At 55.5% G+C, this 25,250-nt stretch carries 25 protein-coding genes and 1 tRNA gene; 16 read left to right on the top strand and 10 right to left on the bottom strand.

The genetic code is table 11. From position 1 onward, the window contains the following. Positions 1-2 precede the first annotated feature (2 nt). From ubiJ to tatD, 6 genes are all read left to right on the top strand, one after another. Positions 3-608: a ubiquinone biosynthesis protein UbiJ gene (gene ubiJ, locus AC4OVU_RS23580; protein ID WP_023295740.1), complete on the top strand. Its 606-nt coding sequence runs from the start codon at positions 3-5 to the stop codon at positions 606-608. Further along, positions 605-2,245 (top strand): ubiquinone biosynthesis regulatory protein kinase UbiB, encoded by a 1,641-nt coding sequence (gene ubiB / locus AC4OVU_RS23585; protein ID WP_017694740.1) that lies wholly within the window; start codon positions 605-607, stop codon positions 2,243-2,245. The genes ubiJ and ubiB overlap by 4 nt, the downstream gene beginning before the upstream one ends. A gap of 76 nt (positions 2,246-2,321) precedes the next feature. Further along, positions 2,322-2,576 (top strand): Sec-independent protein translocase subunit TatA, encoded by a 255-nt coding sequence (gene tatA / locus AC4OVU_RS23590; RefSeq protein WP_003860787.1) that lies wholly within the window; start codon positions 2,322-2,324, stop codon positions 2,574-2,576. 3 nt (positions 2,577-2,579) lie between these two features. Then, the gene (gene tatB / locus AC4OVU_RS23595) at positions 2,580-3,122 is read left to right on the top strand and encodes a Sec-independent protein translocase protein TatB (RefSeq protein ID WP_003860783.1); all 543 of its coding nucleotides are present in this window, start codon (positions 2,580-2,582) and stop codon (positions 3,120-3,122) included. A 2-nt stretch (positions 3,123-3,124) separates the two neighbouring features. Then, entirely contained in the window at positions 3,125-3,895 is a 771-nt protein-coding gene (gene tatC, locus AC4OVU_RS23600; RefSeq protein WP_015569997.1) for a Sec-independent protein translocase subunit TatC, read from the top strand. A 41-nt stretch (positions 3,896-3,936) separates the two neighbouring features. Next, positions 3,937-4,719, top strand: a complete 783-nt coding sequence (gene tatD / locus AC4OVU_RS23605; protein WP_110292246.1) for a 3'-5' ssDNA/RNA exonuclease TatD — start codon at positions 3,937-3,939, stop codon at positions 4,717-4,719. On the opposite strand, the gene rfaH is transcribed toward tatD, so the two are convergent. Further along, the gene (rfaH, locus tag AC4OVU_RS23610) at positions 4,716-5,207 is read right to left on the bottom strand and encodes a transcription/translation regulatory transformer protein RfaH (RefSeq protein ID WP_003860779.1); all 492 of its coding nucleotides are present in this window, start codon (positions 5,205-5,207) and stop codon (positions 4,716-4,718) included. The genes tatD and rfaH overlap by 4 nt on opposite strands. A gap of 169 nt (positions 5,208-5,376) precedes the next feature. Here rfaH and ubiD point away from each other — a divergent pair, with 169 nt between their 5' ends. From ubiD to AC4OVU_RS23625, 3 genes are all read left to right on the top strand, one after another. Next, positions 5,377-6,873 (top strand): 4-hydroxy-3-polyprenylbenzoate decarboxylase, encoded by a 1,497-nt coding sequence (gene ubiD / locus AC4OVU_RS23615; RefSeq protein WP_033486949.1) that lies wholly within the window; start codon positions 5,377-5,379, stop codon positions 6,871-6,873. Positions 6,874-6,912: 39 nt separating this feature from the next. Further along, complete coding sequence (gene fre, locus AC4OVU_RS23620) at positions 6,913-7,614, top strand: NAD(P)H-flavin reductase (protein WP_003860778.1); 702 nt, start codon at positions 6,913-6,915, stop codon at positions 7,612-7,614. Between the two features lie 216 nt (positions 7,615-7,830). Further along, entirely contained in the window at positions 7,831-9,450 is a 1,620-nt protein-coding gene (locus AC4OVU_RS23625; protein WP_108394224.1) for an ABC-F family ATP-binding cassette domain-containing protein, read from the top strand. Between the two features lie 38 nt (positions 9,451-9,488). Here AC4OVU_RS23625 and AC4OVU_RS23630 read toward each other — a convergent pair whose 3' ends face one another. Next, positions 9,489-9,776 carry an HTH-type transcriptional regulator gene (locus AC4OVU_RS23630; protein WP_003860776.1) on the bottom strand — a complete coding sequence of 96 codons (288 nt, stop codon included), beginning with the start codon at positions 9,774-9,776 and terminating at the stop codon, positions 9,489-9,491. Positions 9,777-10,106: 330 nt separating this feature from the next. Between AC4OVU_RS23630 and AC4OVU_RS23635 the strand changes: the two genes are divergently transcribed. Both AC4OVU_RS23635 and cspE read left to right on the top strand, forming a co-directional pair. Further along, entirely contained in the window at positions 10,107-10,817 is a 711-nt protein-coding gene (locus AC4OVU_RS23635) for a DUF3053 domain-containing protein (protein ID WP_017383576.1), read from the top strand. 244 nt (positions 10,818-11,061) lie between these two features. Then, positions 11,062-11,274: a transcription antiterminator/RNA stability regulator CspE gene (gene cspE, locus AC4OVU_RS23640; protein WP_003860775.1), complete on the top strand. Its 213-nt coding sequence runs from the start codon at positions 11,062-11,064 to the stop codon at positions 11,272-11,274. Between the two features lie 58 nt (positions 11,275-11,332). On the opposite strand, the gene ghrB is transcribed toward cspE, so the two are convergent. The 6 genes from ghrB to AC4OVU_RS23670 all read right to left on the bottom strand — a co-directional run bounded on the left by ghrB (position 11,333) and on the right by AC4OVU_RS23670 (position 17,385). Continuing rightward, a complete protein-coding gene (ghrB, locus tag AC4OVU_RS23645; protein WP_032673092.1) occupies positions 11,333-12,307 on the bottom strand; it encodes a glyoxylate/hydroxypyruvate reductase GhrB in 975 nt (324 codons plus the stop codon). A gap of 27 nt (positions 12,308-12,334) precedes the next feature. Beyond that, a complete protein-coding gene (locus AC4OVU_RS23650; protein WP_110292245.1) occupies positions 12,335-13,615 on the bottom strand; it encodes an MFS transporter in 1,281 nt (426 codons plus the stop codon). Positions 13,616-13,732: 117 nt separating this feature from the next. Next, positions 13,733-14,671 carry a sugar kinase gene (locus AC4OVU_RS23655; RefSeq protein ID WP_017383575.1) on the bottom strand — a complete coding sequence of 313 codons (939 nt, stop codon included), beginning with the start codon at positions 14,669-14,671 and terminating at the stop codon, positions 13,733-13,735. A 3-nt stretch (positions 14,672-14,674) separates the two neighbouring features. Next, positions 14,675-15,424: a sugar phosphate isomerase/epimerase family protein gene (locus tag AC4OVU_RS23660; protein ID WP_017383574.1), complete on the bottom strand. Its 750-nt coding sequence runs from the start codon at positions 15,422-15,424 to the stop codon at positions 14,675-14,677. A gap of 102 nt (positions 15,425-15,526) precedes the next feature. Next, positions 15,527-16,543, bottom strand: coding sequence for a LacI family DNA-binding transcriptional regulator (locus AC4OVU_RS23665; protein WP_015569988.1), 1,017 nt, complete (start codon positions 16,541-16,543; stop codon positions 15,527-15,529). 179 nt (positions 16,544-16,722) lie between these two features. Then, positions 16,723-17,385 (bottom strand): OmpA family lipoprotein, encoded by a 663-nt coding sequence (locus AC4OVU_RS23670; RefSeq protein WP_015569987.1) that lies wholly within the window; start codon positions 17,383-17,385, stop codon positions 16,723-16,725. A 122-nt stretch (positions 17,386-17,507) separates the two neighbouring features. On the opposite strand from AC4OVU_RS23670, the gene AC4OVU_RS23675 reads away from it, so the two are divergent. Then, positions 17,508-19,877 (top strand): molybdopterin guanine dinucleotide-containing S/N-oxide reductase, encoded by a 2,370-nt coding sequence (locus tag AC4OVU_RS23675; protein ID WP_044488942.1) that lies wholly within the window; start codon positions 17,508-17,510, stop codon positions 19,875-19,877. Here the strand turns inward: AC4OVU_RS23675 and AC4OVU_RS23680 are convergent. Further along, complete coding sequence (locus AC4OVU_RS23680; protein WP_015569985.1) at positions 19,846-20,286, bottom strand: N-acetyltransferase; 441 nt, start codon at positions 20,284-20,286, stop codon at positions 19,846-19,848. The genes AC4OVU_RS23675 and AC4OVU_RS23680 overlap by 32 nt on opposite strands. Then, the gene (gene tag, locus AC4OVU_RS23685; protein ID WP_017383572.1) at positions 20,264-20,845 is read right to left on the bottom strand and encodes a DNA-3-methyladenine glycosylase I; all 582 of its coding nucleotides are present in this window, start codon (positions 20,843-20,845) and stop codon (positions 20,264-20,266) included. The genes AC4OVU_RS23680 and tag overlap by 23 nt, the downstream gene beginning before the upstream one ends. Before the next feature lie 160 nt (positions 20,846-21,005). Here tag and AC4OVU_RS23690 point away from each other — a divergent pair, with 160 nt between their 5' ends. The 4 genes from AC4OVU_RS23690 (at position 21,006) to AC4OVU_RS23705 (ending at position 25,090) form a co-directional block, all read left to right on the top strand. Beyond that, entirely contained in the window at positions 21,006-21,548 is a 543-nt protein-coding gene (locus AC4OVU_RS23690; protein WP_015569983.1) for a hypothetical protein, read from the top strand. 238 nt (positions 21,549-21,786) lie between these two features. Further along, a complete protein-coding gene (locus AC4OVU_RS23695) occupies positions 21,787-22,989 on the top strand; it encodes an L-lactate MFS transporter (RefSeq protein WP_023295746.1) in 1,203 nt (400 codons plus the stop codon). 238 nt (positions 22,990-23,227) lie between these two features. Next, positions 23,228-24,922 carry a kdo(2)-lipid A phosphoethanolamine 7''-transferase gene (eptB, locus tag AC4OVU_RS23700; protein WP_017383570.1) on the top strand — a complete coding sequence of 565 codons (1,695 nt, stop codon included), beginning with the start codon at positions 23,228-23,230 and terminating at the stop codon, positions 24,920-24,922. Positions 24,923-25,013: 91 nt separating this feature from the next. Continuing rightward, positions 25,014-25,090 (top strand) — tRNA-Pro (locus AC4OVU_RS23705). The last annotated feature ends 160 nt before the right edge of the window (positions 25,091-25,250 follow it).

The raw sequence follows: 25,250 nt of genomic DNA on the forward strand, positions 1-25,250 counted from the left end.
CCGTGCCCATTAAACCCTTAGTCACCGCTGGCATCGAGAATGTGCTGAATGCCTTTCTGTATCGCGCTCCGGCGCTGAAAACCGCACGTCAGCGGCTTAACGGAAAGGTGCTGCGCATCGTTTTAAAGGAGTTCTCGACGCCGCTTGTGCTGGTCTTCAGCGAACGCCAGCTTGACGTTCTGGGTGAGTGGGAAGGCGAGGCTGACTGCTCGGTGATTACGCACATGAGCGTATTGCCAAAACTGCGTGACCGTCAGCAGATGACGGCGCTTATTCGCAGCGGTGAGCTGGAGGTCGAAGGCGATATTCAGGTGGTACAGAACTTCGTTGCACTCAGCGATCAGGCTGAATTCGACCCGGCGGAACTGATGGCGCCCTATATCGGCGACATCGCGGCTGAAGGTATAAGCAAAACGCTGCGCACGGGTTCCGCTTTCCTTCGTAAAGGTCTGCTCCGTCAACAGCGCTACGCTGCCGAGGTGCTGACCGAAGAGTGGCGTATGGCGCCGGGGCCTTTAGAAGTCGCCTGGTTTGCAGAAGAGACCGCGGCAGTTGAGCGCGCAGTTGATGCGTTAACCAAACGGCTGGAAAAACTGGAGGGCAAATGACGCCTGGTGAAATTCGGCGCCTCTATTTTATCGTTCGCACCTTTTTGAGCTACGGGCTCGACGAGCTTATCCCCAGAATGCGTATCACCCTGCCGCTTCGGCTTTGGCGTCGCACGCTGTTCTGGATGCCGAATCGCCATAAGGATCAGGAGCTGGGCGCACGCCTGCGTCTTGCGTTACAGGAGCTGGGCCCGGTCTGGATCAAGTTTGGACAGATGCTCTCAACACGTCGCGACCTTTTCCCACCGCAGATTGCCGATCAGCTCGCGCTATTGCAGGACCGCGTTGCTCCGTTTGACGGAGAGAGAGCGAAGAAACAAATCGAAGAAGCGATGGGCAATATCCCCATCGAGACCTGGTTTGATGATTTCGATATTCAGCCCCTGGCCTCTGCCTCTATTGCGCAGGTTCACACCGCGCGCCTGAAGGAAAATGGCAAAGAGGTGGTCATCAAAGTGATTCGTCCGGATATCCTGCCGGTTATCAAAGCAGACATGAAGCTGATTTATCGCCTGGCTCGCTGGGTGCCGCGTCTGTTGCCGGATGGTCGCCGTCTGCGTCCGCTGGAAGTGGTTCGGGAATACGAAAAAACGCTGATTGACGAGCTTAACCTGCTGCGTGAATCGGCGAACGCCATTCAGCTGCGTCGAAACTTTGAAGACAGCCCGATGCTGTATGTTCCTGAAGTCTATTCTGACTATTGCAGTCAGAACATGATGGTAATGGAACGTATCTACGGTATTCCGGTCTCGGACGTGGCGGCGCTGGAAAAACAGGGCACCAACATGAAGCTGCTGGCCGAGCGTGGCGTGCAGGTCTTCTTTACTCAGGTTTTCCGCGACAGCTTCTTCCATGCAGACATGCATCCGGGCAACATCTTCGTCAGCTATGAGCACCCGGAAGATCCGAAATACATCGGCATCGACTGCGGTATTGTCGGCTCGCTAAATAAAGAGGATAAGCGCTACCTCGCAGAGAACTTTATCGCTTTCTTCAATCGCGACTACCGTAAGGTGGCCGAGCTGCACGTGGATTCAGGCTGGGTTCCGCCAGATACCAACGTGGAAGAGTTTGAATTTGCGATCCGCACCGTCTGTGAGCCGATTTTTGAAAAGCCGCTCTCGGAGATCTCTTTCGGACACGTCCTGCTCAACCTGTTCAACACCGCACGCCGTTTCAATATGGAAGTGCAGCCACAATTAGTTTTACTTCAGAAAACATTACTTTACGTTGAGGGCGTAGGCCGCCAGCTCTATCCTCAGTTAGACTTGTGGAAAACCGCGAAACCGTTCCTCGAATCCTGGATTAAGGATCAGGTCGGTATTCCAGCCCTGGTTCGCTCGCTTAAAGAGAAAGGCCCGTTCTGGATTGAAAAAATGCCTGAAATTCCTGAACTGGTTTACGACAGTTTGCGTCAGAGCAAGAACCTTCAGCACAGCATGGATAAAATCGCGCACGAGCTTCAATCCAGTCGCGTGCGTCAGGGGCAGTCCCGCTATCTCTTCGGAATTGGCGCGACGCTGCTGATAAGCGGCACGTTGCTGTTGATCAATCGTCCGGACTGGGAAATGATGCCAGCCTGGATTATGGCTGCCGGTGTGGTTGTCTGGCTTGCTGGCTGGCGAAAAACGCGCTGAATTAGCGTCGCTATCGAGAGATTGCATACGTATAATGCGATCTGACTAATTAATCATCTATCACTGGGGAACACGCATGGGTGGTATCAGTATCTGGCAGTTAGTGATCATTGCCGTCATCGTTGTGCTGCTGTTTGGCACGAAAAAACTCGGATCGATTGGTTCCGACCTGGGCGCGTCAATCAAAGGCTTCAAGAAAGCCATGAGCGATGATGAGAATAAGCAGGAAAAAACCAGTCAGGATGCTGATTTTACCGCTAAATCCATCGCCGATAAGCAGGACGAAGCCAAAAAGGAAGAGGCTAAACGTCACGATAAAGAGCAGGTGTAATTCGTGTTCGACATTGGTTTTGGTGAGTTACTGCTGGTCTTTGTGATTGGTCTGATTGTGTTGGGGCCGCAGCGTTTACCCGTTGCGGTGAAAACCGTCGTGGGCTGGGTGCGGGCGCTTCGCTCGCTGGCAACTACCGTGCAGAACGAACTGGCGCAGGAGCTGAAGCTTCAGGAATTTCAGGACAGCCTGAAAAAGGTTGAAAAGGCGAGCATGGACAACCTGACGCCGGAGCTGAAAGCATCAATGGATGAGTTGCGCGAAGCGGCTGAATCCATGAAGCGTTCTTACAGTATTAACGATCCTGAGAAGGCGAGCGATGAAGCAAACACCATCCACAATCCGGTGGTGAAGGGTAGCGAAGAGCAGCGCGAGGGTGTAACGCCTTCCAGCGCGGAGCATCAGGCTGCTTCGCCAGAGCAATCGCCGCAGGAGCCCGAAGTGAAAAAGCAGGTGCCGCCGGAAGAGCCCGTGGTCAAAACGGCTGAGGTAAAACCCGCCGCGCCCGTTTCCGAATCATCCCCCTCGTCGAGTGATAAAGCGTAAACATGGCAGTAGATGATACTCAACCGCTTATTACGCACCTCATTGAGCTGCGTAAGCGCCTGTTAAACTGCATTATTGCGGTTTTCCTCATTTTTTTATGTCTGGTCTATTTTGCCAACGATATCTATCAGGTGGTTTCCGCGCCGCTGATTAAACAGATGCCTCTGGGCGCGACGATGATTGCAACAGACGTTGCTTCACCGTTCTTTACCCCGATCAAACTGACCTTCTGGGTGTCGTTGATTGCCTCTGCGCCGGTCATTTTGTATCAGGTCTGGGCATTTGTGGCGCCCGCGCTGTACAAGCATGAACGCAAGCTGGTTATTCCGCTGCTGGTGTCCAGTTCGCTGCTGTTTTATATCGGCATGGCGTTCGCCTACTTCGTTGTCTTCCCGCTGGCCTTCGGCTTCCTGACGCATACCGCACCGGAAGGGGTACAGGTGTCGACGGACATCGCCAGCTACCTCAGCTTCGTGATGGCGCTGTTTATGGCCTTTGGTGTCGCCTTCGAGGTGCCCGTAGCAATTGTCCTGCTCTGCTGGGTGGGGGTGACCACGCCTGACGATCTGCGTAAGAAGCGCCCGTACATCCTGGTGGGGGCATTTGTCGTAGGTATGCTGTTAACGCCACCGGACGTCTTCTCGCAAACCTTACTGGCGATACCTATGTACTGCCTGTTTGAAGTCGGCGTGTTCTTCGCTCGTTTCTACGTCGGAAAGGGGCGTACCCGGGACGAAGAAGACGAGCCGTCTGAAGAGACTACTAAAGAATAAAACCAACCGCCCGTCAGGGCGGTTGTCATATGGGGATACGTATGTTTGATATCGGGCTTAACCTCACCAGCGCCCAGTTTGCGAAAGACCACGATGAGGTGGTGGCGCGCGCCTTTGCCGCCGGCGTGGGTGGGCTGCTACTGACGGGAACGAATCTGCATGAGAGTGAGCAGGCACGGCAGCTGGCGCAACGCTATCAACACTGCTGGTCCACCGCAGGCGTGCATCCTCATGACAGCAGCCAGTGGACGCATGAAAGCGCTGAGGCGCTTCATCGTCTGGCACAAACGCCAGAAGTGGTTGCCATTGGCGAATGCGGGCTTGATTTCAACCGTAACTTCTCGACGCCTGAAGAGCAGGAGAAGGCATTTACCGCCCAGCTCGCGCTGGCAGCAGAGCTGGAGATGCCGGTGTTTATGCACTGTCGCGATGCGCATGAACGTTTTATGGCGCTACTGGAACCCTGGCTGGAGAAACTGCCGGGCGCGGTGTTGCACTGCTTTACGGGCTCCCGTCAGGAAGCGCTGGATTGCCTGAACCGCGGGCTGTATTTGGGTATCACGGGCTGGGTCTGCGATGAGCGTCGTGGGCTGGAACTGCGTGAGCTGTTACCCGTTATCCCGGCCGATCGTTTGCTGCTGGAAACGGATGCGCCGTATCTGTTGCCCCGGGATATGCAGCCCAAACTGCCATCACGACGTAATGAACCGGCCTACCTGGGGCATATTGCTGAGCGAGTGGCGCACTGGCGCGGAGAAGATGCCCAGTGGCTGGCAGCACAAACCGATGATAACGTGCGTCGTCTGTTCGGCGTGCAGTTCTAAACTTTGCGGAAATCGGTGTTTTTAACGCTCTGCAACACCTCTTTATTCAGCAGGTTGAGCAGCAGCATGGAGCGCGCTTCACCGTCCGGCTCAGCGAAGATGGCCTGTAAGCCTTCAAAGGCGCCTTCGGTGATCACCACGCTGTCGCCGGCATAAGGGGTTTCCGGATCGGTAATATCTTCAGGCTGCTGGTAGACAGAAAGCTGATGAATAACCGATGACGGTACTCTTGCCGGATGAGCGCCAAAACGCACAAAATGGCTGACGCCGCGCGTGGCGCTGATCGTCGTGGTGTGGATCACTTCGGGGTCGAACTCGACGAACAGGTAATTCGGGAACAGAGGCTCACTGACGGTCGTGCGTCTTCCACGCTGCATTTTTTCAAGCGTGATCACGGGTGTCAGGCAGTTAACAGACTGACGTTCAAGATGTTCCTGCGCGCGCTGAAGTTGCCCGCGTTTGCAATACAGTAAATACCAGGCCTGCATAATCACTCTTCCCATTGTTCGGGGCGCAAGCATACCAAAACCCTGGCGGGATCGCTAAGGTGATTATAATGGCGAAAAAGAGAGTAAGTCGTGGAAGTTCACGCTAATTTAACAAAATTACAGCATCACGCGGTCTTACGCCGTATAATGAAGCGCTTACAGAGAGGCCATGATTAACTGCATGAAATACCACGATCTACGCGACTTCCTGGCGCTGCTGGAAAAGCAGGGCGAACTCAAACGCATTACGCTTCCTGTTGATCCGTATCTGGAAATGACAGAAATCGCTGACCGCACCCTGCGCGCGGGCGGCCCGGCGTTGCTGTTTGAAAACCCAAAAGGCTACGCCATGCCGGTGCTGTGCAACCTGTTTGGCACACCTCGCCGCGTGGCGCTGGGGATGGGACAGGAAGATGTCACGGCGTTACGTGAAGTGGGCAAACTGCTGGCCTTTCTTAAAGAGCCGGAGCCGCCAAAAGGGTTCCGCGACCTGTTCGACAAGCTGCCGCAGTTTAAGCAGGTGCTGAACATGCCCACCAAACGCCTGCGCGGTGCGCCGTGCCAGCAAAAAGTGCTGGAAGGCGATGCGGTGGATCTGACCAAAATTCCCATCATGCAGTGCTGGCCTGACGATGCCGCACCGCTGATCACCTGGGGCCTCACCGTGACGCGTGGGCCGCATAAAGAGCGTCAAAACCTCGGCATTTATCGCCAGCAGCTGATTGGCAAAAACAAGCTCATCATGCGCTGGTTGTCCCATCGCGGCGGGGCGCTGGATTTCCAGGAGTGGTGCGCGGCCCATCCGGGCGAACGCTTCCCGGTTTCCGTCGCGCTGGGTGCCGATCCGGCAACCATTCTGGGCGCGGTGACGCCTGTTCCTGATACGCTGTCTGAATATGCCTTTGCAGGGCTGCTGCGCGGCACCAAAACCGAAGTGGTGAAGTGCATCTCCAGTGACCTGGAAGTGCCGGCCAGCGCAGAGATTGTGCTGGAAGGTTACATTGAACAGGGCGAGCTGGCGCCCGAAGGGCCGTACGGCGACCACACCGGCTATTACAACGAAGTGGATAACTTCCCGGTGTTCACCGTCACCCACATTACCCAGCGTGAAGATGCCATCTATCACTCCACCTATACCGGCCGTCCACCGGATGAACCGGCGGTGCTTGGCGTGGCGCTGAACGAAGTGTTCGTGCCGATCCTGCAAAAGCAGTTCCCGGAAATTGTTGATTTTTATCTGCCGCCGGAAGGGTGTTCGTATCGCCTGGCGGTGGTGACGATGAAGAAGCAGTATGCCGGTCACGCTAAGCGCGTGATGATGGGCGTATGGTCGTTCCTGCGCCAGTTTATGTATACCAAGTTTGTGATTGTCTGCGATGATGACGTCAATGCCCGCGACTGGAATGACGTCATCTGGGCCATCACCACGCGTATGGATCCGGCGCGTGATACGGTGTTAGTGGAAAACACGCCGATTGATTACCTGGACTTTGCCTCGCCGGTTTCCGGCCTTGGCTCAAAAATGGGACTGGATGCCACGAACAAATGGCCTGGCGAAACCGACCGTGAATGGGGTCGCCCGATCAAAAAAGATCCTGCCGTGACCGCGCGAATTGACGCGATCTGGGACGAGCTGGCCATAATGAATAACGGTAAGGCAGAATAAGACCGTTTAGCCCTATAGACTTCCCGACAGAGAGAGCGAATGACAACCTTAAGCTGTAAAGTGACGTCGGTAGATGCTATTACCGACACCGTATATCGCGTCCGTTTGGTTCCTGAAGCGGCCTTCTCATTCCGTGCCGGTCAGTACCTGATGGTCGTGATGGACGAGCGTGATAAGCGTCCTTTCTCTATGGCCTCAACGCCAGCAGAGAAGGAATTTATTGAGCTGCATATTGGTGCGTCTGAGCTTAACCTGTACGCGATGGCCGTGATGGACCGCATCCTGAAAGAGCGTGAAATCGTGGTCGATATTCCTCACGGCGAGGCCTGGCTGCGTGAAGACGAAGACCGTCCGCTGATCCTGATTGCCGGTGGCACGGGCTTCTCATATGTCCGCTCTATTCTGCTGACCGCGCTGGCGCGCAACCCGAATCGCGATATCACCATCTACTGGGGCGGCCGTGAAGAGAAGCATCTTTACGATCTGTCTGAGCTGGAAGCGCTGAGCGTAAATCATCCAAACCTGCGCATCGAGCCGGTTGTCGAGCAGCCGGAAGAGGGCTGGCGCGGGCGCAGCGGTACGGTGCTGACTGCGGTATTGCAGGATCACGGGACGCTGGCCGGGCACGACATCTATATTGCCGGTCGCTTTGAAATGGCAAAAATTGCCCGCGACCTGTTCTGCAACGAGCGTGACGCGCGGGAAGATCGTCTGTTTGGCGATGCGTTTGCGTTTATCTGATTGAGAGACCCGCTTCGGCGGGTTTTTTACGCTCGGGCATTAGCCTGGTGAAAATTTAACCTTGAAATGGGCGGCGCATTGCCGTTATTCTTGTTCCCGTTAAATTTCGCCCTCAGGAGCGCCCCCCAAAAATGAACAAACACGACTGATGAATTTCGATCCTTGCTCAACGCACCGCGTCGGCAGGGGATGTTTTGATTTCATTCAGGAGTGCTTATGGCTCATTTTGCGCAGTCCCCCTCTTTTATTTTGCATCAGGTCACCTGTCAGTTTGCGACGGGCGATATCCTTTTTGGTCCGCTGAATCTTTCTCTGGATGCGTCAGTGTGCGCGCTGGTTGGCCGCAACGGCAGCGGTAAAACACGTCTTCTGCGGCTGCTGGCAGGGGTTGATGAACCCGCCAGCGGTCATATTGAGCGCTTTGGTACACACGTCTATGTGGCGCAGCAGCAGGATATTTCTGCGGATACGACTCTTGCCGGACTGCTTGGTTACGACGCGATCTTTGCGGCGCGCACGCGCATCGACAGCGGTCATTATGAACCCGACGATCTCGATACGCTCGACGGTTACTGGGATCTGGCTGAACGGCTGAGCCAGGCTTTTATCGCTGCAAAACTTCCCCCTTTTGACCCGAATAAACGCGCGGCAGAGCTGAGCGGCGGCGAGCGCATTCGTGCTTTGCTGTGCAGCGCATTCACCGCAGATGCTGATTACCTGCTGCTGGACGAACCGACCAACCACCTCGACAGGCAAGGCCGCGTGTGGTTCTACGAGCAGCTTTCCCGGTATCAGGGCGGGGTACTGGTGGCCTCTCACGACCGTGAGTTGCTGGCCCAGGTACCGCGTATCCTTGAACTGAGCGCGTTGGGCTTGCGCAGCTACGGGGGGAATTATGCTGACTATCGAACCCAGCGTGATGCTGAGCAACTGGCTGCCCGCGCCGCGCTGGAGCATGCTGCCACCGAGCGCAAGCGTACCCGCGCCCGTATGCATAAAGAGCATGACGACAGCCTGCGGCGTTCAGCCAAAACGCTTCGCACGGTCGACAGCCTTAACATCGCCTCGTTTGAACGGGTCAAATACAAAGGGGCGGCGAAAGAGCGTATTGGTTCCTGGAAAAAACAGCATAGCGATCAAAATCATGCTCTGAACGCTGCGGTCAACCAGGCACGCGAGCGGGTTGAAGAGGATAACGCGGTGATGTTTACCCTGCCGGGCAGTGAAATCCCGGAAGGAAAACAGGTGCTGGTGCTGGAAGAACTGGTGCTTCCGCACGTGCCTGTCTGCCCGATAAACTGGCGAATGGATGGCCCGATGCGCGTGGCGCTACGCGGGCCGAACGGCTGTGGAAAATCCACGCTGTTGAAAGTGATGTTGGGCGAAACCGCCCCTGTTACGGGAACCTGTAAGGTCTCCGTCAGGTGTGCTTATCTCGATCAGCATCTTTCCCGGCTGGATCTGTCGCAGTCGGTGATGACGCACCTTAGCCTGGGCAATACGCCGCTCGAAGAGGGGGCGCTGCGTACCCGTTTAGCGCAGCTTCAGCTGGGCGCAGAGAAAGTGACACTACCACTGGCCGAACTGAGTGGCGGCGAGCGCCTGAAGGCCGCGCTGGCCTGCGTATTGTGGCGTGAAGCGGCAACGCAGCTGTTGCTTCTGGATGAGCCAACCAACCATCTTGATCTGGCCTCTGTTCAGGCTATTGAAGCGGCCTTAGCCGATTACCCCGGCGCGCTGCTGGTGGTGTCGCATGATGAAGCCTTTCTGGCAGGGCTGAAGCTGACGCATGAACTGGTATGGGAAGAGACGGGATGGCGATGTGAAAGCCTGTAAACACAAGCCCCCGCAAGGGCGGGGGCAAACAAACTTTATCAGGCTAACTGCTTGCGAAGGTCAGGGTTTGCCTGGATCAGGCGCATCAGCTTTAGCTCGGCTGGGGTAGGTTTTTCACGTTTTGACTCCCACTCCAGCACCATCGCTACGCTGACACCCATCGCTCTTGCGAATTCATCTGTTTTCAGGCCCGATCCTTTGCGTAAACGCTCAAATTCACTAAAAGGATTGGACTTTTGATTCAGGGTAACCGTCGGCGGTACATCTTTAAAAATAATCTGTTCCAGGCTGCTCAGCAGCTCAAACTCAGGATCTTTTAATTCCATTGAGAACTCCTCATAAATCACACATCGGGATCATGAACATCAGAGAGCCTGTTAAGAATAGTCCCTAAACCAGACACAGGATCGTCACGGCTGTGATTAATTGTGCGATAACGATCGCTTTACGCGTTTCAGCTATATGGATAGTTATGCTAATTACCTGATTAGTCATATGTAGGGATGCACAGGTATTTTTTTGTAAATAGTCAGTACAAAAACGGGAATACCCGTTTTGCATGAAAACTCTATCTTGCAAGGCTGACCTGGACTATCCTTGTCAGCGTTGGGCACGCGTGTGCCGGTGTGCGCTTTTTGGGTGAAAGGAGTAATAAAATGGCGACAGGAAAGTCCTGCTCTCGCTGGTTTGCGCCTATTGCGGCGTTGTTGATGGTTGTTAGCCTGAGTGGGTGTTTCGATAAAGAAGGCGATCAGCGCAAAGCGTTTATCGATTTTTTACAGAATACAGTGATGCGTAGCGGCGAGCGTTTACCAACGCTGACTGCGGATCAGAAAAAACAGTTTGGTCCATTCGTGTCGGATTACGCCATTCTGTATGGCTATTCACAACAGGTAAGCCAGGCGATGGATTCCGGTATTCGCCCGGTAGTGGATAGCGTGAATGCTATTCGCGTTCCACAGGATTATATGACCCAGCGCGAACCGCTGCGCCAGTCAAATGGCGCGCTTGGGGTACTGAGCCAGCAGCTGCAAAATGCCAAAATGCAGGCTGATGCGTCGCGTTCCGCGTTGAAGCAGGGCGAGGATCTCAAACCGGTCTATGACCAGGTGTATGAGAAAGTCGTGACCAAGCCGTCAAACGCCTTGCAACCGCTGATCCCGGCGGCGCAGGTCTTTACTCAGCAGCTGGTTCAGGTGGGTGACTTTATCAGTGAACAAGGTACGCAGGTGAGCTTCGTCTCTAACGGTATCCAGTTCCCGACCTCCCAGCAGGCGAGCCAGTACAATGCGCTGATCGGGCCGCTCGCGTCCCAGCACCAGGCCTTTAGCCAGGCCTGGAGCGCAGCGGTCGCTGCTACGGAATAAGAAAAACCCCCGCTTCGGCGGGGTTTTTTTTATGCTTGATGAAAATAACGCTTGTCATTCATCTACCACATCGGTATAACTATGTCCGTCGGTTTGTTACACAGACCTAAAGCAGTTTAGTAAAGCAGTCCAGATTGTTATCCATAGATACCCTTCGTAGTGACCCTTCCTTCATCGCTTAAAAATCTGTAACGCAATCCATCAAGCCGGAAGGCACAATATATTTGTTAATAAGGTAATTTCTATGTCTGCTAAAATGACTGGTCTGGTAAAATGGTTCAACGCTGATAAAGGTTTCGGCTTCATCACTCCTGACGATGGCTCTAAAGACGTGTTCGTACACTTCTCTGCTATCCAGAACGATGGCTACAAATCTCTGGATGAAGGTCAGAAAGTTTCCTTCACCATCGAAAGCGGCGCTAAAGGCCCAGCAGCTGGTAACGTTGTAAGCCTGTAAGCTTCCAGCCCAGTAGCACAAAATTCAAAAACCCGCCTTCTGGCGGGTTTTTTCGTTTCTACTGTTGTATCTGTGGGTTAACGCAGTTCTTATCCACTTTACCGCCAAGCGCGGCAATCAGATTATCCACGGCGGTCGCCGCCATATTGTAGCGTGTTTCATGAGTGGCAGAGCCGATGTGGGGCAGGGCGACGACGTTCGGCATGGTCAGTAGCGGAGAATCCACCGGCAGCGGCTCCTGTTCAAACACGTCCAGACCGGCGGCGTGGATCTCACCGTTTTGCAGTGCCTCAATCAGCGCCTTCTCATCGACCACCGGACCACGACCCGCGTTGATGAAAATGGCCGATTTCTTCATCTTTTCAAACGCCGCTTTGCCGATGAGATGACGCGTTTCATCCGTCAGCGGCAGGATCAGGCAGACAAAGTCGGCTTCCCGCAACAGCGTATCAAGCTCGCAGTAGCGGGCATTGAAACGTTCTTCGGCTTCAGTGTGGTGACGGCGTGCGTTATACAGAATGGGCATGCTGAAGCCGAAATGCGCGCGCTGTGCCAGCGCCAGACCGATGCGGCCCATCCCAACAATCCCCAGCGTTTTGCCATGAACGTCCACGCCGAACCAGTCCGGGCCAATGCTTTTCGTCCATTCGCCCGCTTTCACGCGCTCGGCCACTTCCACCACGCGACGCGCGGTACTGAGCACCAGCGCCATCAGCGTGTCGGCGACGGTCTCCGTCAGGGCATGCGGCGTGTGCATCAGCAGGATGTTGCGCGCGTTTAGCGCATCCACGTCGAAATTGTCGTATCCCACCGAAACGGTTGAGGTAGCACGAAGCTTCGGCATTTTCTCCAGCAGCGCTGCATCCACCTTTTCGCTCGAACCCAGCAGGCCCTCGGCGCTGGCAAACGCGTCGGCGTGCTGTGCCACGGTTTCCGGGCTGAGGTTCTTTACCCGGGTAACGGTAAAGTGTTCCTCCAGGCGTTTTTGCAGATCTTCAGGCAGTGCTTTGTACAAAATGACGGACGGCTTCATGCTAATCTCCGTTGATTTTAAAAGGATTCAGGCGTGGCGTGCGCCGACGGGTAGCTGTTGATTATTAGCAGGCTTAACAATCAGAGTAAGCCATACCGAGGCAAAAAGCGCCACCCCCATAAAGATGTAAGAGGCCGATGGGCTGCCGGTGGCGCCGTTCAGATAGCCCACAAACCACGAGCCAAAGAACGAACCCAGCGCGCCCATACTGTTGATCAACGCCATCGCGCCCCCTGCGACGTTACGCGGCAGCATTTCCGGGATGATGGCAAAGAACGGACCATACGGGGCATACATGGCCGCACCCGCAATCACCAGCAGCGTATACGAAGCCCAGAAGTGGTTCGCGCCTACGGCCCAGGAGCCAATAAAGGCAAAAGCGGCGATCAGCAGCAGTGGCCAGACGAACAGCTTACGGTTTTGCAGCTTGTCCGATGCCCAGGAGACGATAATCATCGCGATGGTCGCAGCCAGGTAAGGAACGGATGACAGCCAGCCCACTTCCACCATGCCAAGGTTTTCACCGCCGCTGCGGATAATCGACGGCAGCCACAGCACAAAGCCGTACACGCCAATACTCCAGGTAAAGTATTGTGCGCACAGCAGAATAACGTTCTGTGAGCGGAAGGCTTCGCCGTAGTTACGCACCGCTTTCAGCCCCTGCTGCTCTTTATCCAGCTGCGCCTGGAGTGCGGCTTTTTCGTCCTCAGAAAGCCATTTTGCCTGGGCTGGCTTATCTTTCACCAGCACCCACCAGCAGAAGGCCCAGATAATCGCGGGAACCCCTTCGATGATGAACATCTCGCGCCAGCCGAAGGACTGGATCAGGTAGCCGGAAACCACCGACATCCACAACACGGTGACCGGGTTACCGAGTATCAGGAACGTATTAGCACGTGAACGCTCAGATTTTGTGAACCAGTTGCTGATGTAAATCAGCATTGCTGGCATGACGGCCGCCTCAACCACGCCGAGAATAAAGCGAATAGCCGCCAGAGCAGGAATGTTATTCACCACGCCAGTAAGCGACGCACAGGCACCCCATAAGATCAGGCAGATGAAAATGAGCTTTCGCACGCTGCGGCGTTCAGCGTAAATCGCGCCGGGGATCTGGAAGAAGAAATAACCCAGGAAGAAGAGGGCACCCAGCAGGGAGGAGACCCCTTTGGTAATCCCGAGGTCTTCGTTGATCCCGGCGGCGGATGCGAAACTGAAGTTGGCACGATCCAGGTACGCCAGACTGTACGTGATAAACACGATTGGCATGATGTACCACCAGCGTTTTACTGCATTGGTCGAACTGTTCATAGGCTTGCCTCTGTTGTTGAGGTTGTTGCCGCCGTTGTCTGTAGGGTACACGGTGGCTTAATTATCTGGTGCGGATTGCTGCCCTCACCCTGGCCCTCTCCCACAGGGAGAGGGAATTTAGACGCCGAGCTCTGCTCGTGTTGGTAATCCTTCGCTGTCGCCCTGCACCTGAATCGCCAGCGAACCAATTTTGTTGCCTCGCGCCACGGCCTGCGACAGCGGTTTGCCCTCCAGCAGAGCGCTGATGACCCCGACGGCAAACCCATCGCCCGCGCCCACGGTATCGACCACGTTGTCGACTTTTACCGCAGCGACGGCGCCTTGCTCGCCGTCGGCAGTTTTGAACCATGCGCCGTCGGCACCGGTTTTCAGCACCACGGCTTTTACCCCTCTGTTGAGGTAAAAATCAGCAATGCCTTCGGGCGTACTTTCGCCAGTGAGGATCATTCCCTCTTTTATGCCAGGCAGAACCCAGTCCGCCTGAAACGCCAGTCGGTTGAGTTTCTCAGCCATCTCCGCTTCGCTTTTCCACAGCACCGGGCGCAGGTTAGGATCGAAAGAGATCGTTTTGCCCTGTGCTTTCATTGCCGAAGCCGCGTGATCCAGTAAATCGTACGAGCTGGCCGAGAGCGCCGCCGCCACGCCGCTCAGGTGCAGGTGGCGCGCGGAGGAGAAATACGCGGCGTGATAATCATCCACGGAGAGATGGCTTGCCGCTGAGCCTTTGCGGAAATACTCCACGATGGGATCGGTTCCATTTTCAACTTTAGATTTCAGCTGAAAGCCCGTCGCAAAGCGTCCGTCGAGGGTCACGCCTGCGGCATCAATGCCCTCTTTTTTCAGCGAGTCGAGAACAAAATGGCCAAAGCTGTCATTTCCCACGCGGCTTACCCAGCCGACATTCAGCCCCAGCCGCGCAAGTCCGGTAGCAACATTCAGCTCGGCACCTGCCACGCGTTTAATGAAGTGCTCCACTGCGCTCAGCTCGCCCGTTTCGGTGGCGACAAACATCGCCATGGCCTCGCCAATGGTGATGACATCCAGCGTCTTGTGCATGGTTTACTCCTCGCGCAGCAGGTTGACGTAATGGCGGGTGACGGCGGTGAGATCCGTCCCTTCCAGCGGAAATTCGATACCGCGTGGCGCATCGGCAGGGAGTTGATTAAGCAGATCCCGCCAGCGAGAATCGGTCTGATCCGGTGCGACGGCGCGGAACTGCGCCTTATGCGGGACTGCGGCCTTCACATGAATATAGCTCACGGCGGGAGCCAGCTGACGTGCAGCCTCTTCCGGGGAGTCGCCAACCCACAGCCAGTTGCCCATATCGAACGTCAGCGTGACCGGCAGCGCCATTACACGGCAGGCGGCTTTGAAGCGCTGCATCGGCGCGAGCTGCCCGCAGTCGGTCTGGTCGTTTTCCACCACCAGCGTCATGCCGCTTTCATCCAGCAGTGCGCGCAGGGCTTCAAGCGGCTGTTTGTCGCTGAAATGACCCAGCGAGACTTTAAGCCACAGCGCGTTCAGGGCGCTGGCTTCGCTAAGGTAGCGCGGGAGATCCGTGTTGAGGGTGCCATCGGGCATAAACAGGGGGGCCGGGGCGGAGTAGCACGCCAGTAAACCCAGCAGTTCAATGGACTCGCCGAGCGCAGGCAGGGCCATTAACTCGTCGTTGCTGAAGAGCTCGCGGCGGATTTCAACGCCATCAGCTCCCGCGCCGGCAATAACGGGAAGCATTGCCCGTTGACCGCCTGCCTGTCGCACCTGATCCGCACCATACGCGGCGGTGACCACCATAATTTTCCTGATCATTTCCTGACTCCAGAGCGTAATCGGTAGTATTACGCTAGATGGAACCGGTTCCAAAGAAAAGATCGGGATGCTGAATTTATGATCGCTGTCACGAAGGGGGAATTAACGGGCAGTAGAGCCGCGAACGATCAGCTCGCCGGAAAAAACCTGCTCGCGTACGGCGTCGCGGGTGCCTTCAATGCGGCGAACCACTTGTTCAACCGCGGCATAGCCGATCTGCCAGGTGGGTTGTTTGAGGGTGGTGATGCCTACGCCAGCAAGTTCTGCCCACTCCAGTTCATCAAAGCCGAGTAAGCCGATGTCGCTGCCCCAGTGCAGGCCAATGCGTTTAAGCGAGCGGGCAACCTGAAGCGTCAGCGCCCCGTTCGCGGAGATCACCGCCTTGCGCATACCCCGATGGCGGGTATGGAACTGGCGCAGGGTATTATCCAGCTGCCCGGCTTCATGCAGGGGGATTTCGGCATTCTCGGCGATCACGCCGGGATATCGCGCCAGCGTGGCACGAAATGCAGCCAGGCGGTCGCGGCGGGTGTTAACCATGCCCAGCGGTTCGCTCAGGAATAAAATGGCTTCGAAGCCCTGTTCAATCAGGTGCTCAGTGGCGGTGGTGGCCGCCTGGGTGTTATCCAGCCCGACCACATCGCAGGCAAATTCCGGGATTTTTCGGTCAATAAGCACCATTGGCAGAGACGATTGTTGCAGACGATTTAGCCCCTCTTCTCGCATCCCGACGGCATTCACCACAATCCCTTCCACCTGATAGCTGCGCAGCAGATCGAGGTAATGCAGCTCCTGATCAACCTCGTTATTGGTGTTACAGACCAGCGGGGTAAAGCCTTTCTCACGGCACGCCGCTTCGATGCCGCTGAGGACGTTTACGGAGTAGGGGTTGGTGATATCGGCGATGATGAGGCCAATCAGACGGGTGCGGCCCCGCTTGAGGCCGCGCGCCATCAGGCTGGGACGGTAGTCGAGATCGGCAATGGCCTGTTCGATTCGTGCCAGCAGCGCATCGGAAAGCAGGTGTTTCTCGCCGTTGAGGTAGCGTGAAATGCTGGTTTTACCGGTTTTGGCGGCTTTCGCCACGTCGCTGATGGTGGCCCGGGTTGGTTTGATCATCGCTGATTTCCCTGAATTTAATGAGAATACCTTAGCGGGAAAATCTGGCGAATCAAGCAATTTGCCGGGTGGCGCTGCGCTTACCGGAGGTTGCGGTCTGATGTCCTCACCCCAACCCTCTCCCACGGGAGAGGGCGCAAACACTAAAAACGGCAACGGGGTTGCCGTTTTGCTTTTAACTACTGCACCGGGCTTAACGTAATCTCAACGCGGCGGTTCTGCGCTTTGCCTTCCGCCGTGCTGTTGCTGGCGATCGGGTTAGCCGGACCCATGCCGCTGGTGCGGATGCGGTTCGCTTCTACGCCCTGGGCGATCAGCGAGCTGGCCACGGAATCGGCGCGCTGCTGGGACAGACGCATGTTCAGATCCTGGCTGCCGGTGCTGTCGGTGTAGCCAATCACGTTCACGGCAGTTTTATTGTACTCTTTCAGCACTGCGGCCACGCCGGTCAGGGTGTTTGCGCCGGCGGGTTTCAGCGTCGCGCTGCTGCTGTCAAAGGTCACGTTGTTTGGCATGTTCAGGATGATGTTGTCACCGCTGCGCGTCACGCTCACGCCCGTACCTTTCATTTTGTCACGCAGTTTTGCTTCCTGCACGTCCATGTAATAACCCACGCCGCCGCCCAGGGCTGCGCCTGCCGCTGCGCCAATCAGCGCACCTTTGCCGCGATCTTTCTTGGAGGAGGAGAGTGCGCCAACGCCAGCGCCCACCAGGGAACCAATACCCGCGCCAATGCCGGATTTGCCCGCTTCGCGTTCACCGGTGTAAGGGTTGGTTGTACAGCCAGAAACAGCCAGTGCGCCGCTCACCAGAGCGGCAATAACGAGTACGCGTTTTTTCATCTTATTTCCTTAATCCTTTTTATTCTTTGCCACGATGGACGTGGCAGTGGATTATGACGTCCGGATACGGAGAAAATTCAGTGTATAACTCTGAAATTTGTCACAAACGATAAACTGCCTCAATGAAAGGCCGAAACACCTGCACGCAACCAGGAGCGCACGCTTTGAGCACCTCAACAAAAACCATTCTGACCGCCGCCCACTGGGGGCCGATGCTGGTCGAAACCGATGGCGACACTGTGCTGTCGTCTCGCGGGGCTTTGCCTTCGCGCCATCTCAACTCTTTACAGACCGTCGTTCGCGATCAGGTACACAGTAAAACCCGCGTCCGCTGGCCGATGGTGCGTAAAGGCTTTCTGGCGTCACCGGATAAGCCGCAGGGTATTCGTGGGCAGGATGAGTTCGTACGCGTGAGCTGGGACGACGCGCTGGCGTTGATCCATACCCAGCATAAACGCATTCGCGACAGCTATGGCCCGTCGTCCATTTTTGCCGGCTCCTATGGCTGGCGCTCGAACGGCGTGCTGCATAAGGCCGCAACCCTGCTGCAACGCTATATGAGCCTGGCCGGAGGATACACCGGCCATCTGGGCGATTACTCGACCGGCGCGGCGCAGGCAATCATGCCGTATGTCGTGGGCGGGAATGAGGTTTATCAGCAGCAGACCAGCTGGCCGCTGGTGCTGGAGCATGCGGAGGTGGTGGTGCTCTGGAGCGCCAACCCGCTCAATACCCTGAAAATTGCCTGGAATGCGTCCGACGAGCAGGGCGTTTCCTACTTTGATGCGCTGCGCAAAAGCGGCAAGCGCATCATCTGTATCGATCCGATGCGTTCTGAAACGCTGGATTTCTTCGGCGACAGCGCCGAGTGGATCGCGCCGCATATGGGCACCGACGTGGCGATGATGCTGGGCATCGCCCACACCCTGGTGGAGAACGGCTGGCACGATACGGAATTTCTGGCGCGCTGCACCACGGGCTTCGATAAATTTGCCGACTACCTGACGGGACAAACCGACGGTATCGCCAAAACCGCAGAGTGGGCTGCGGCGATTTGCGGCGTTGATGCCGTTAAAATCCGCGAACTGGCGACGTTATTCCATAGCCGTGTCACGATGCTCATGTCCGGCTGGGGGATGCAGCGCCAGCAGTTTGGCGAGCAGAAGCACTGGATGCTGGTGACGCTCGCCGCGATGCTCGGGCAGATTGGCACACCCGGCGGCGGTTTTGGGCTTTCCTATCACTTTGCTAACGGCGGCAACCCGACGCGAAAAGCCGCGGTGCTGGCCTCCATGCAGGGCTCGGTGCAGGGTGGCGTGGACGCGGTAGATAAAATTCCGGTGGCACGCATTGTTGAAGCCCTGGAGAACCCAGGCGGGTTTTATCAGCACAACGGCCAGGATCGGCATTTCCCGGATATTAAGTTTGTCTGGTGGGCGGGTGGGGCCAACTTCACCCATCACCAGGATACTAACCGCCTGATCCGCGCCTGGCAGAAACCGGAGCTGGTGGTGATCTCGGAGTGCTTCTGGACCGCGTCAGCGAAACATGCCGATATCGTTTTGCCCGCCACGACCTCGTTCGAGCGTAACGATCTCACCATGACGGGGGATTACAGCAATCAGCATATGGTGCCGATGAAGCGCGTCGTGGCTCCCCGGGATGAAGCGCGGGATGATTTTGATGTCTTTGCCGACCTGAGTGAAATGTGGGAAGCGGGCGGTCGGGAGCGTTTCACCGAGGGCAAAACCGATCTGCAATGGCTGGAAACGTTTTACCAGATTGCCAGCCAGCGTGGGGCTGCGCAGGGCGTGACGCTGCCGCCATTCGCTGAGTTCTGGGAGGCGAATCAACTCTTCGAAATGCCGGAAAGCGAGCAGAATGCGCGGTTTGTGCGCTTTGCTGACTTCCGTCGCGATCCGGAGAATCATCCGTTAAAAACCGAAAGCGGGAAGATTGTGATCTACAGCGAACGCATCGCCAGCTTTGGCTACGCGGACTGTCCGCCACATCCGGCGTGGCTGGAGCCGGACGAATGGCATGGCAATGCGCAGCCGGGGCAGCTTCAGCTGCTGTCTGCCCATCCCGCCCATCGTCTGCACAGCCAGCTCAACTATTCGGCTTTGCGCGAGCAGTATGCGGTGGCGGGTCGTGAGCCGATTGCGCTGAACAGCGATGACGCAAAGGCGCGGGGGATTAACCACGGCGACCTCGTTCGGGTCTGGAACGCGCGCGGGCAGGTGCTGGCAGGCGCCGTGGTGAGTGACGGGATCCGCCCTGGCGTTTTCTGCATTCATCAGGGCGCATGGCCGGATCTGGCGCTGGACGAGGGCGGTATTTGTAAGAACGGCGCCGTAAACGTGCTGACCAAAGATCTCCCCAGCTCGAAGCTGGGGAATGGCTGCGCGGGGAATACGGCGCTGGCATGGGTGGAGAAATATGAGGGGCCGGCGCTTACCCTTACGGCGTTTGATCCGCCTGCCAGCTCATGATCCACGTCGGGTGTTGGGTATCATCCTGCCAGGCGCTGTCTTCGATGCGAAAACCCTGAGCATGATAGAAATTCACCGCCCGCACGTTTTTCTGATACACCTCCAGAGTTAAATACGGATAGTGCTGCTGAACGTGGTTCAGCAGCGCACGCCCGATCCCCTTTCCGATGAACGCCGGGGCGATAAACAATGCCCCCACGAACTGGAACTGCATGACGCTGATAAAACCGCACAGGGTACCGTTTTCTTCCCAGACCCAGGTCTCGGCGGCGGGAAGGTATTCATCCCGCACTACCGCTTCATTCGCTTGCCAGTAACTTGCGTCGATAAACGGATGCGCCTCGGTGGTGCTCTCCAGCCACAGACTCAAAAGCGGAGCGGTGTCCTCACTTTGCCATTTGCGGATCATGGTGGCCCTCCGGATGGCAGAAGCAGCCCGTAATGTGGTCATTGACCAGCCCGCAGGCCTGCATAAAGGAGTAACAGATGGTGGTGCCCACAAACTTAAAGCCGCGTTTTTTCAGCGCTTTCGACAGGGCATCTGAGGCGGGGGTCGACGTTGGGATCTCTGCAAGCGTGGCGGCCTGCGTCACCTTCGGCTCGTTATCCACAAACGACCAGACGAATGCTGAGAAGGGTTCGCCGTTTTGCTCCATCGCCAGATAAGCACGCGCGTTACCAATAATGGCCTGAATTTTACCGCGATGGCGGATGATACCGGTATCCAGAACCAGCCTTTCCACGTCGTCGTCGGTCATGGCGGCAACCGCAGCCGGATCGAACTGGTGGAAGGCTTTGCGATAGTTCTCACGCTTTTTCAGAACGGTGATCCACGACAGTCCGGCCTGCTGGCCTTCAAGGCAAATCATTTCAAACAGTTTTTTACCGTCGGTTTCCGGTACGCCCCATTCCTTGTCGTGATAATCGATATAAAGCTGATCCTGGCTTACCCAGCCGCAACGTTGCATAGGTCATCTCCCTTCCTGATACGGTAAACGCAAAAATTTCAATCTGCCCGGCTTGACGTGTCTGCTAAAGAGACAATAGTTAATACAGGGCTATACGCCCTAATACCTCTTCGAACAATGACATATATCGCCGAACTCGGCTCTTTCTGGAGTCGCTTTGATGATGATAAAAAAAATCAGTGGTCGCCATGCTGCTTCTGGCCTGGTGGGTGTTTCAGTCTGCCTGCTTTTTTGTAACACCGCTTTTGCGTGGCAACAGGAATATATCGTTTCAGATGCTCAAAGTAATACGATGGAACGCTATACATGGGACGCCGATCACCAACCTCGTTATGAAGATATTCTCGCGGAGCGTATTAACCGCACGCAGAATGCTGCGGGGTTTACCCTGAACGACCCATCCGGTTCAGATGCGGAAACCGTTCTGAGCGTTGGCTGGAATTTTCCCGTGGCGGGACATTTCACCACCGGGCCCGTAATGGCGTGGCGCACTGATGGCGCTCCCTCCGCACCAGTGAATGCGTTTGAGGATACAACCACCACGCAGTCGCTTACCGATCCACTCTGGCATGCCAGCGTGAACTCATTGGGGTGGCGTGTCGATACGCAGTATGGTGATTTACACCCCTGGGCGAAGATCAGCTATAACCAGCAAACTGAAGAAGAATATTTATATACGCTGGGATTGAGCGCCAAATTTTAAAGGGTTGTCACTTTTTTAAACGCTGCGGTAACATATTTAATACAATAACGGCAGGGACTGTAGCGATAGTGATCGCTCACCTTTGAGCTTTTTCTTCTCCGGCAAGGTCATTCATTCCCGCTTCCAGGCATTTCATTCCGTTTCTCCTGCATTTCATGCCGTTTTACCCCTGGTGTTATGGGGTTTTGTTTATCGTGTCCTCAGCGAATTTCCTTAATTTATCTTGCAGGACACTGCCATGAACACATCAACTTATAACCGCACGCGTTGGCTGACGCTATTCGGCACCATCGTTACCCAGTTCGCACTGGGATCGGTCTATACCTGGAGCCTGTTTAACAGCGCCCTGTCTGATAAGCTCGGCGCGCCGATAAGCCAGGTGGCGTTCTCCTTCGGCTTGCTGAGTCTTGGGTTAGCAATTTCCTCTTCCGTGGCGGGCAAACTTCAGGAGCGCTTCGGCGTGAAGCGTGTAACCATGGCCTCCGGGATCTTGCTGGGCGTGGGCTTCTTCCTGACGGCATATTCCGACAACCTGATGATGCTGTGGCTGAGCGCCGGGGTGCTGGTGGGGCTGGCGGACGGCGCAGGTTACCTGCTGACGCTGTCTAACTGCGTGAAGTGGTTCCCGGAGCGTAAAGGGCTTATCTCCGCGTTTGCCATTGGTTCATATGGCCTGGGCAGCCTTGGCTTCAAATTCATCGATGCGCATCTGCTGGCCTCGGTGGGGCTTGAGAAAACCTTTATGATCTGGGGCGTGATTGTGCTGGTGATGATCCTCTTCGGCGCAACGCTGATGAAAGACGCGCCGCAGCAGGAAGTGAAAACCGTTAACGGTGTGGTGGAGAATGATTTCACCCTTGCACAGTCCATGCGTAAACCGCAGTACTGGATGCTGGCGGTGATGTTCCTGACGGCCTGCATGAGCGGTCTGTATGTCATCGGCGTGGCGAAAGATATCGCGCAGGGAATGGTGAAGCTGGACGCGGCGACGGCGGCGAACGCGGTAACGGTCATCTCCATCGCTAACCTCTCGGGTCGTCTGGTACTGGGTATCCTGTCTGACAAAATCGCCAGGATCCGTGTGATTACGCTGGGGCAGGTGATCTCCCTGGTGGGGATGGCAGCGCTGCTGTTCGCTCCGCTGAACGAAGCGACATTCTTTGCGGCGATAGCCTGCGTAGCCTTTAACTTTGGCGGTACCATTACCGTCTTCCCGTCGCTGGTGAGCGAGTTCTTCGGGCTGAACAATCTGGCGAAAAACTACGGTGTGATTTATCTCGGCTTCGGTATCGGCAGTATTTGCGGATCGCTGATTGCCTCGCTGTTTGGTGGCTTCTACGTGACATTCTGCGTGATATTTGCCTTGCTGATTATTTCACTGGCGCTGTCCACCACGATTCGTCAGCCGCAACGCGAGGTCTATAAAGAAGCGCATGCATGATTCGATAAAAAGGGGCCGCAGGGCCTCTTTTTTTATCGCAATATCACTTCCGGACTTGTTATTTTGTAAAAATTTTCATCGATTCACATTCTCTGCTGCCACTTTTCTTCCTCGCTGTGGTCTACTTATCGCGCTTGTAGACGTTTCTGATAACGGTTTATCTCGCACCTACTTACTCTGTCTGCTTTCTCAATGAGATTCGGCGGGTCTTTATACCCCTTCCCCCAGGGTTGTTTGCATGAAATATATCAGGTCTCTTACCCAGCAAAGATTGTGTCTGATGCTGGCTGTCTATATCGGTTTGTTTCTGAATGGCGCGGTGCTGTTCAGAAGAGTGGAAGGTTATTTTGAACACCTCACCGTAAGAAACGGGATTTTCGCCGCGATTGAAGTGTTTGGCTCAATTCTGGCAACCTTCTTCCTGCTACGTCTGCTCTCGCTTTTTGGCAGACGTACATGGCAGGTTCTGGCCTCGCTGGTGGTGATTATCTCTGCCGCCGCAAGCTATTACATGACATTCATGAATGTGGTCATTGGCTACGGTATTGTGGCCTCGGTGATGACCACGGACATCGACCTCTCGAAAGAGGTAGTGGGGCAAGGGTTCATCATGTGGACGATTTTGACCTGCCTGATCCCGCTCTTCTTTATCTGGAGTAATACCTGTCGCTATACCCTGTTACGCCAGCTGCGTACCCGTGGGCAACGCATCCGCAACGTCGCCGTCGTTCTTCTGGCGGGTCTGCTGGTATGGGCGCCTATTCGCCTGATGGAAAAACAGCAAAAGCGGATCGAAAAAGCGACAGGCGTAGATATGCCAAGCTACGGCGGCGTGGTGGCTAACTCGTATCTGCCGTCTAACTGGCTGTCGGCGCTAGGTCTCTATGCCTGGGCTCAGGCGGACGAATCCAGCGATGTGAAATCGCTGATTAACCCGACCAAAAAGTTCACCTACCAGGCTCCGGCTGACGGACTGGATGATACTTACGTGGTCTTCGTTATCGGCGAAACGACGCGCTGGGATCATATGGGTATTCTCGGTTATGACCGCGATACCACCCCGAAACTGGCGCAGGAAAAGAACCTGGTGGCATACCGCGGCTACTCCTGCGATACCGCCACGAAGCTTTCGTTGCGCTGTATGTTTGTTCGTGAGGGCGGTGCGAGTGATAATCCTCAGCGCACTCTCAAAGAGCAAAACGTGTTTGCTGTTCTGAAGCAGCTTGGATTTAGCTCCGATCTGTTCGCCATGCAAAGTGAGATGTGGTTCTACACCAACACCATGGCGGATAACATCGCCTACCGCGAGCAGATTGGCGCCGAGCCGCGTAACCGCGGAAAGAACGTTGATGATATGCTGCTGCTCTCTGAGATGGAACAGTCGCTGAAAAACCATCCGCAGGGTAAGCACCTTATTGTTCTGCATACCAAAGGTTCACACTACAGCTACTATCAGCGTTATACGCGCGATTTCGCCAAATGGACGCCTGAGTGCGTCGGCATTAACAAGAACTGTAGCAAGCAGGAGCTGATCAATGCCTATGATAACTCGATTCTGTATGTGGATACCTTCCTCAGCCGGGTGATCGACCAGCTTCGCGATAAGAAAGCGATTGTGATCTACGCGGCCGACCACGGCGAGTCCATCAACGAGAAAGAGCATTTACACGGTACGCCGCGTAAGCTGGCCCCGCCTGAGCAGTTCCGCGTGCCGATGATCATGTGGATGTCGGATAAGTACCTGGAAAACCCGGACAAAGCCAAAATGTTTGCCCATCTGAAACAGCAGGCAGAGATCAAGGTACCGCGCCGTCACGTTGAGCTGTACGACACCATTATGGGTTGTCTGGGCTATACCTCACCGAACGGTGGGATTAACGAAAACAACAACTGGTGTAAACTCCCTGATAACACCACAAAAGCCGCGCAGTAGCTGGTCTGGCGAGAATATCGCCAGTTGAATGGCTTTTTGAAAATAAGGGATTGACGGGGGCGCACCTCAGCAGTAAGATGCGCTCCGCATTCGGCGAGTAGCGCAGCTTGGTAGCGCAACTGGTTTGGGACCAGTGGGTCGGAGGTTCGAATCCTCTCTCGCCGACCACATTCTAAAAAGGGCTAACCGCAAGGTTAGCCCTTTTTGCATTAACGCGTTACCCCGCACGAGTCCTCAAAATACCCCTTAGCCCTGCTTCCCCCTGCCTGTTTGCGGTTTTGTGACATAATCCATTGTATTTTTTTATATATAGTTTGATCTTTTTTCG

This window comes from Enterobacter sp. 6722112 (genome assembly GCF_058661685.1).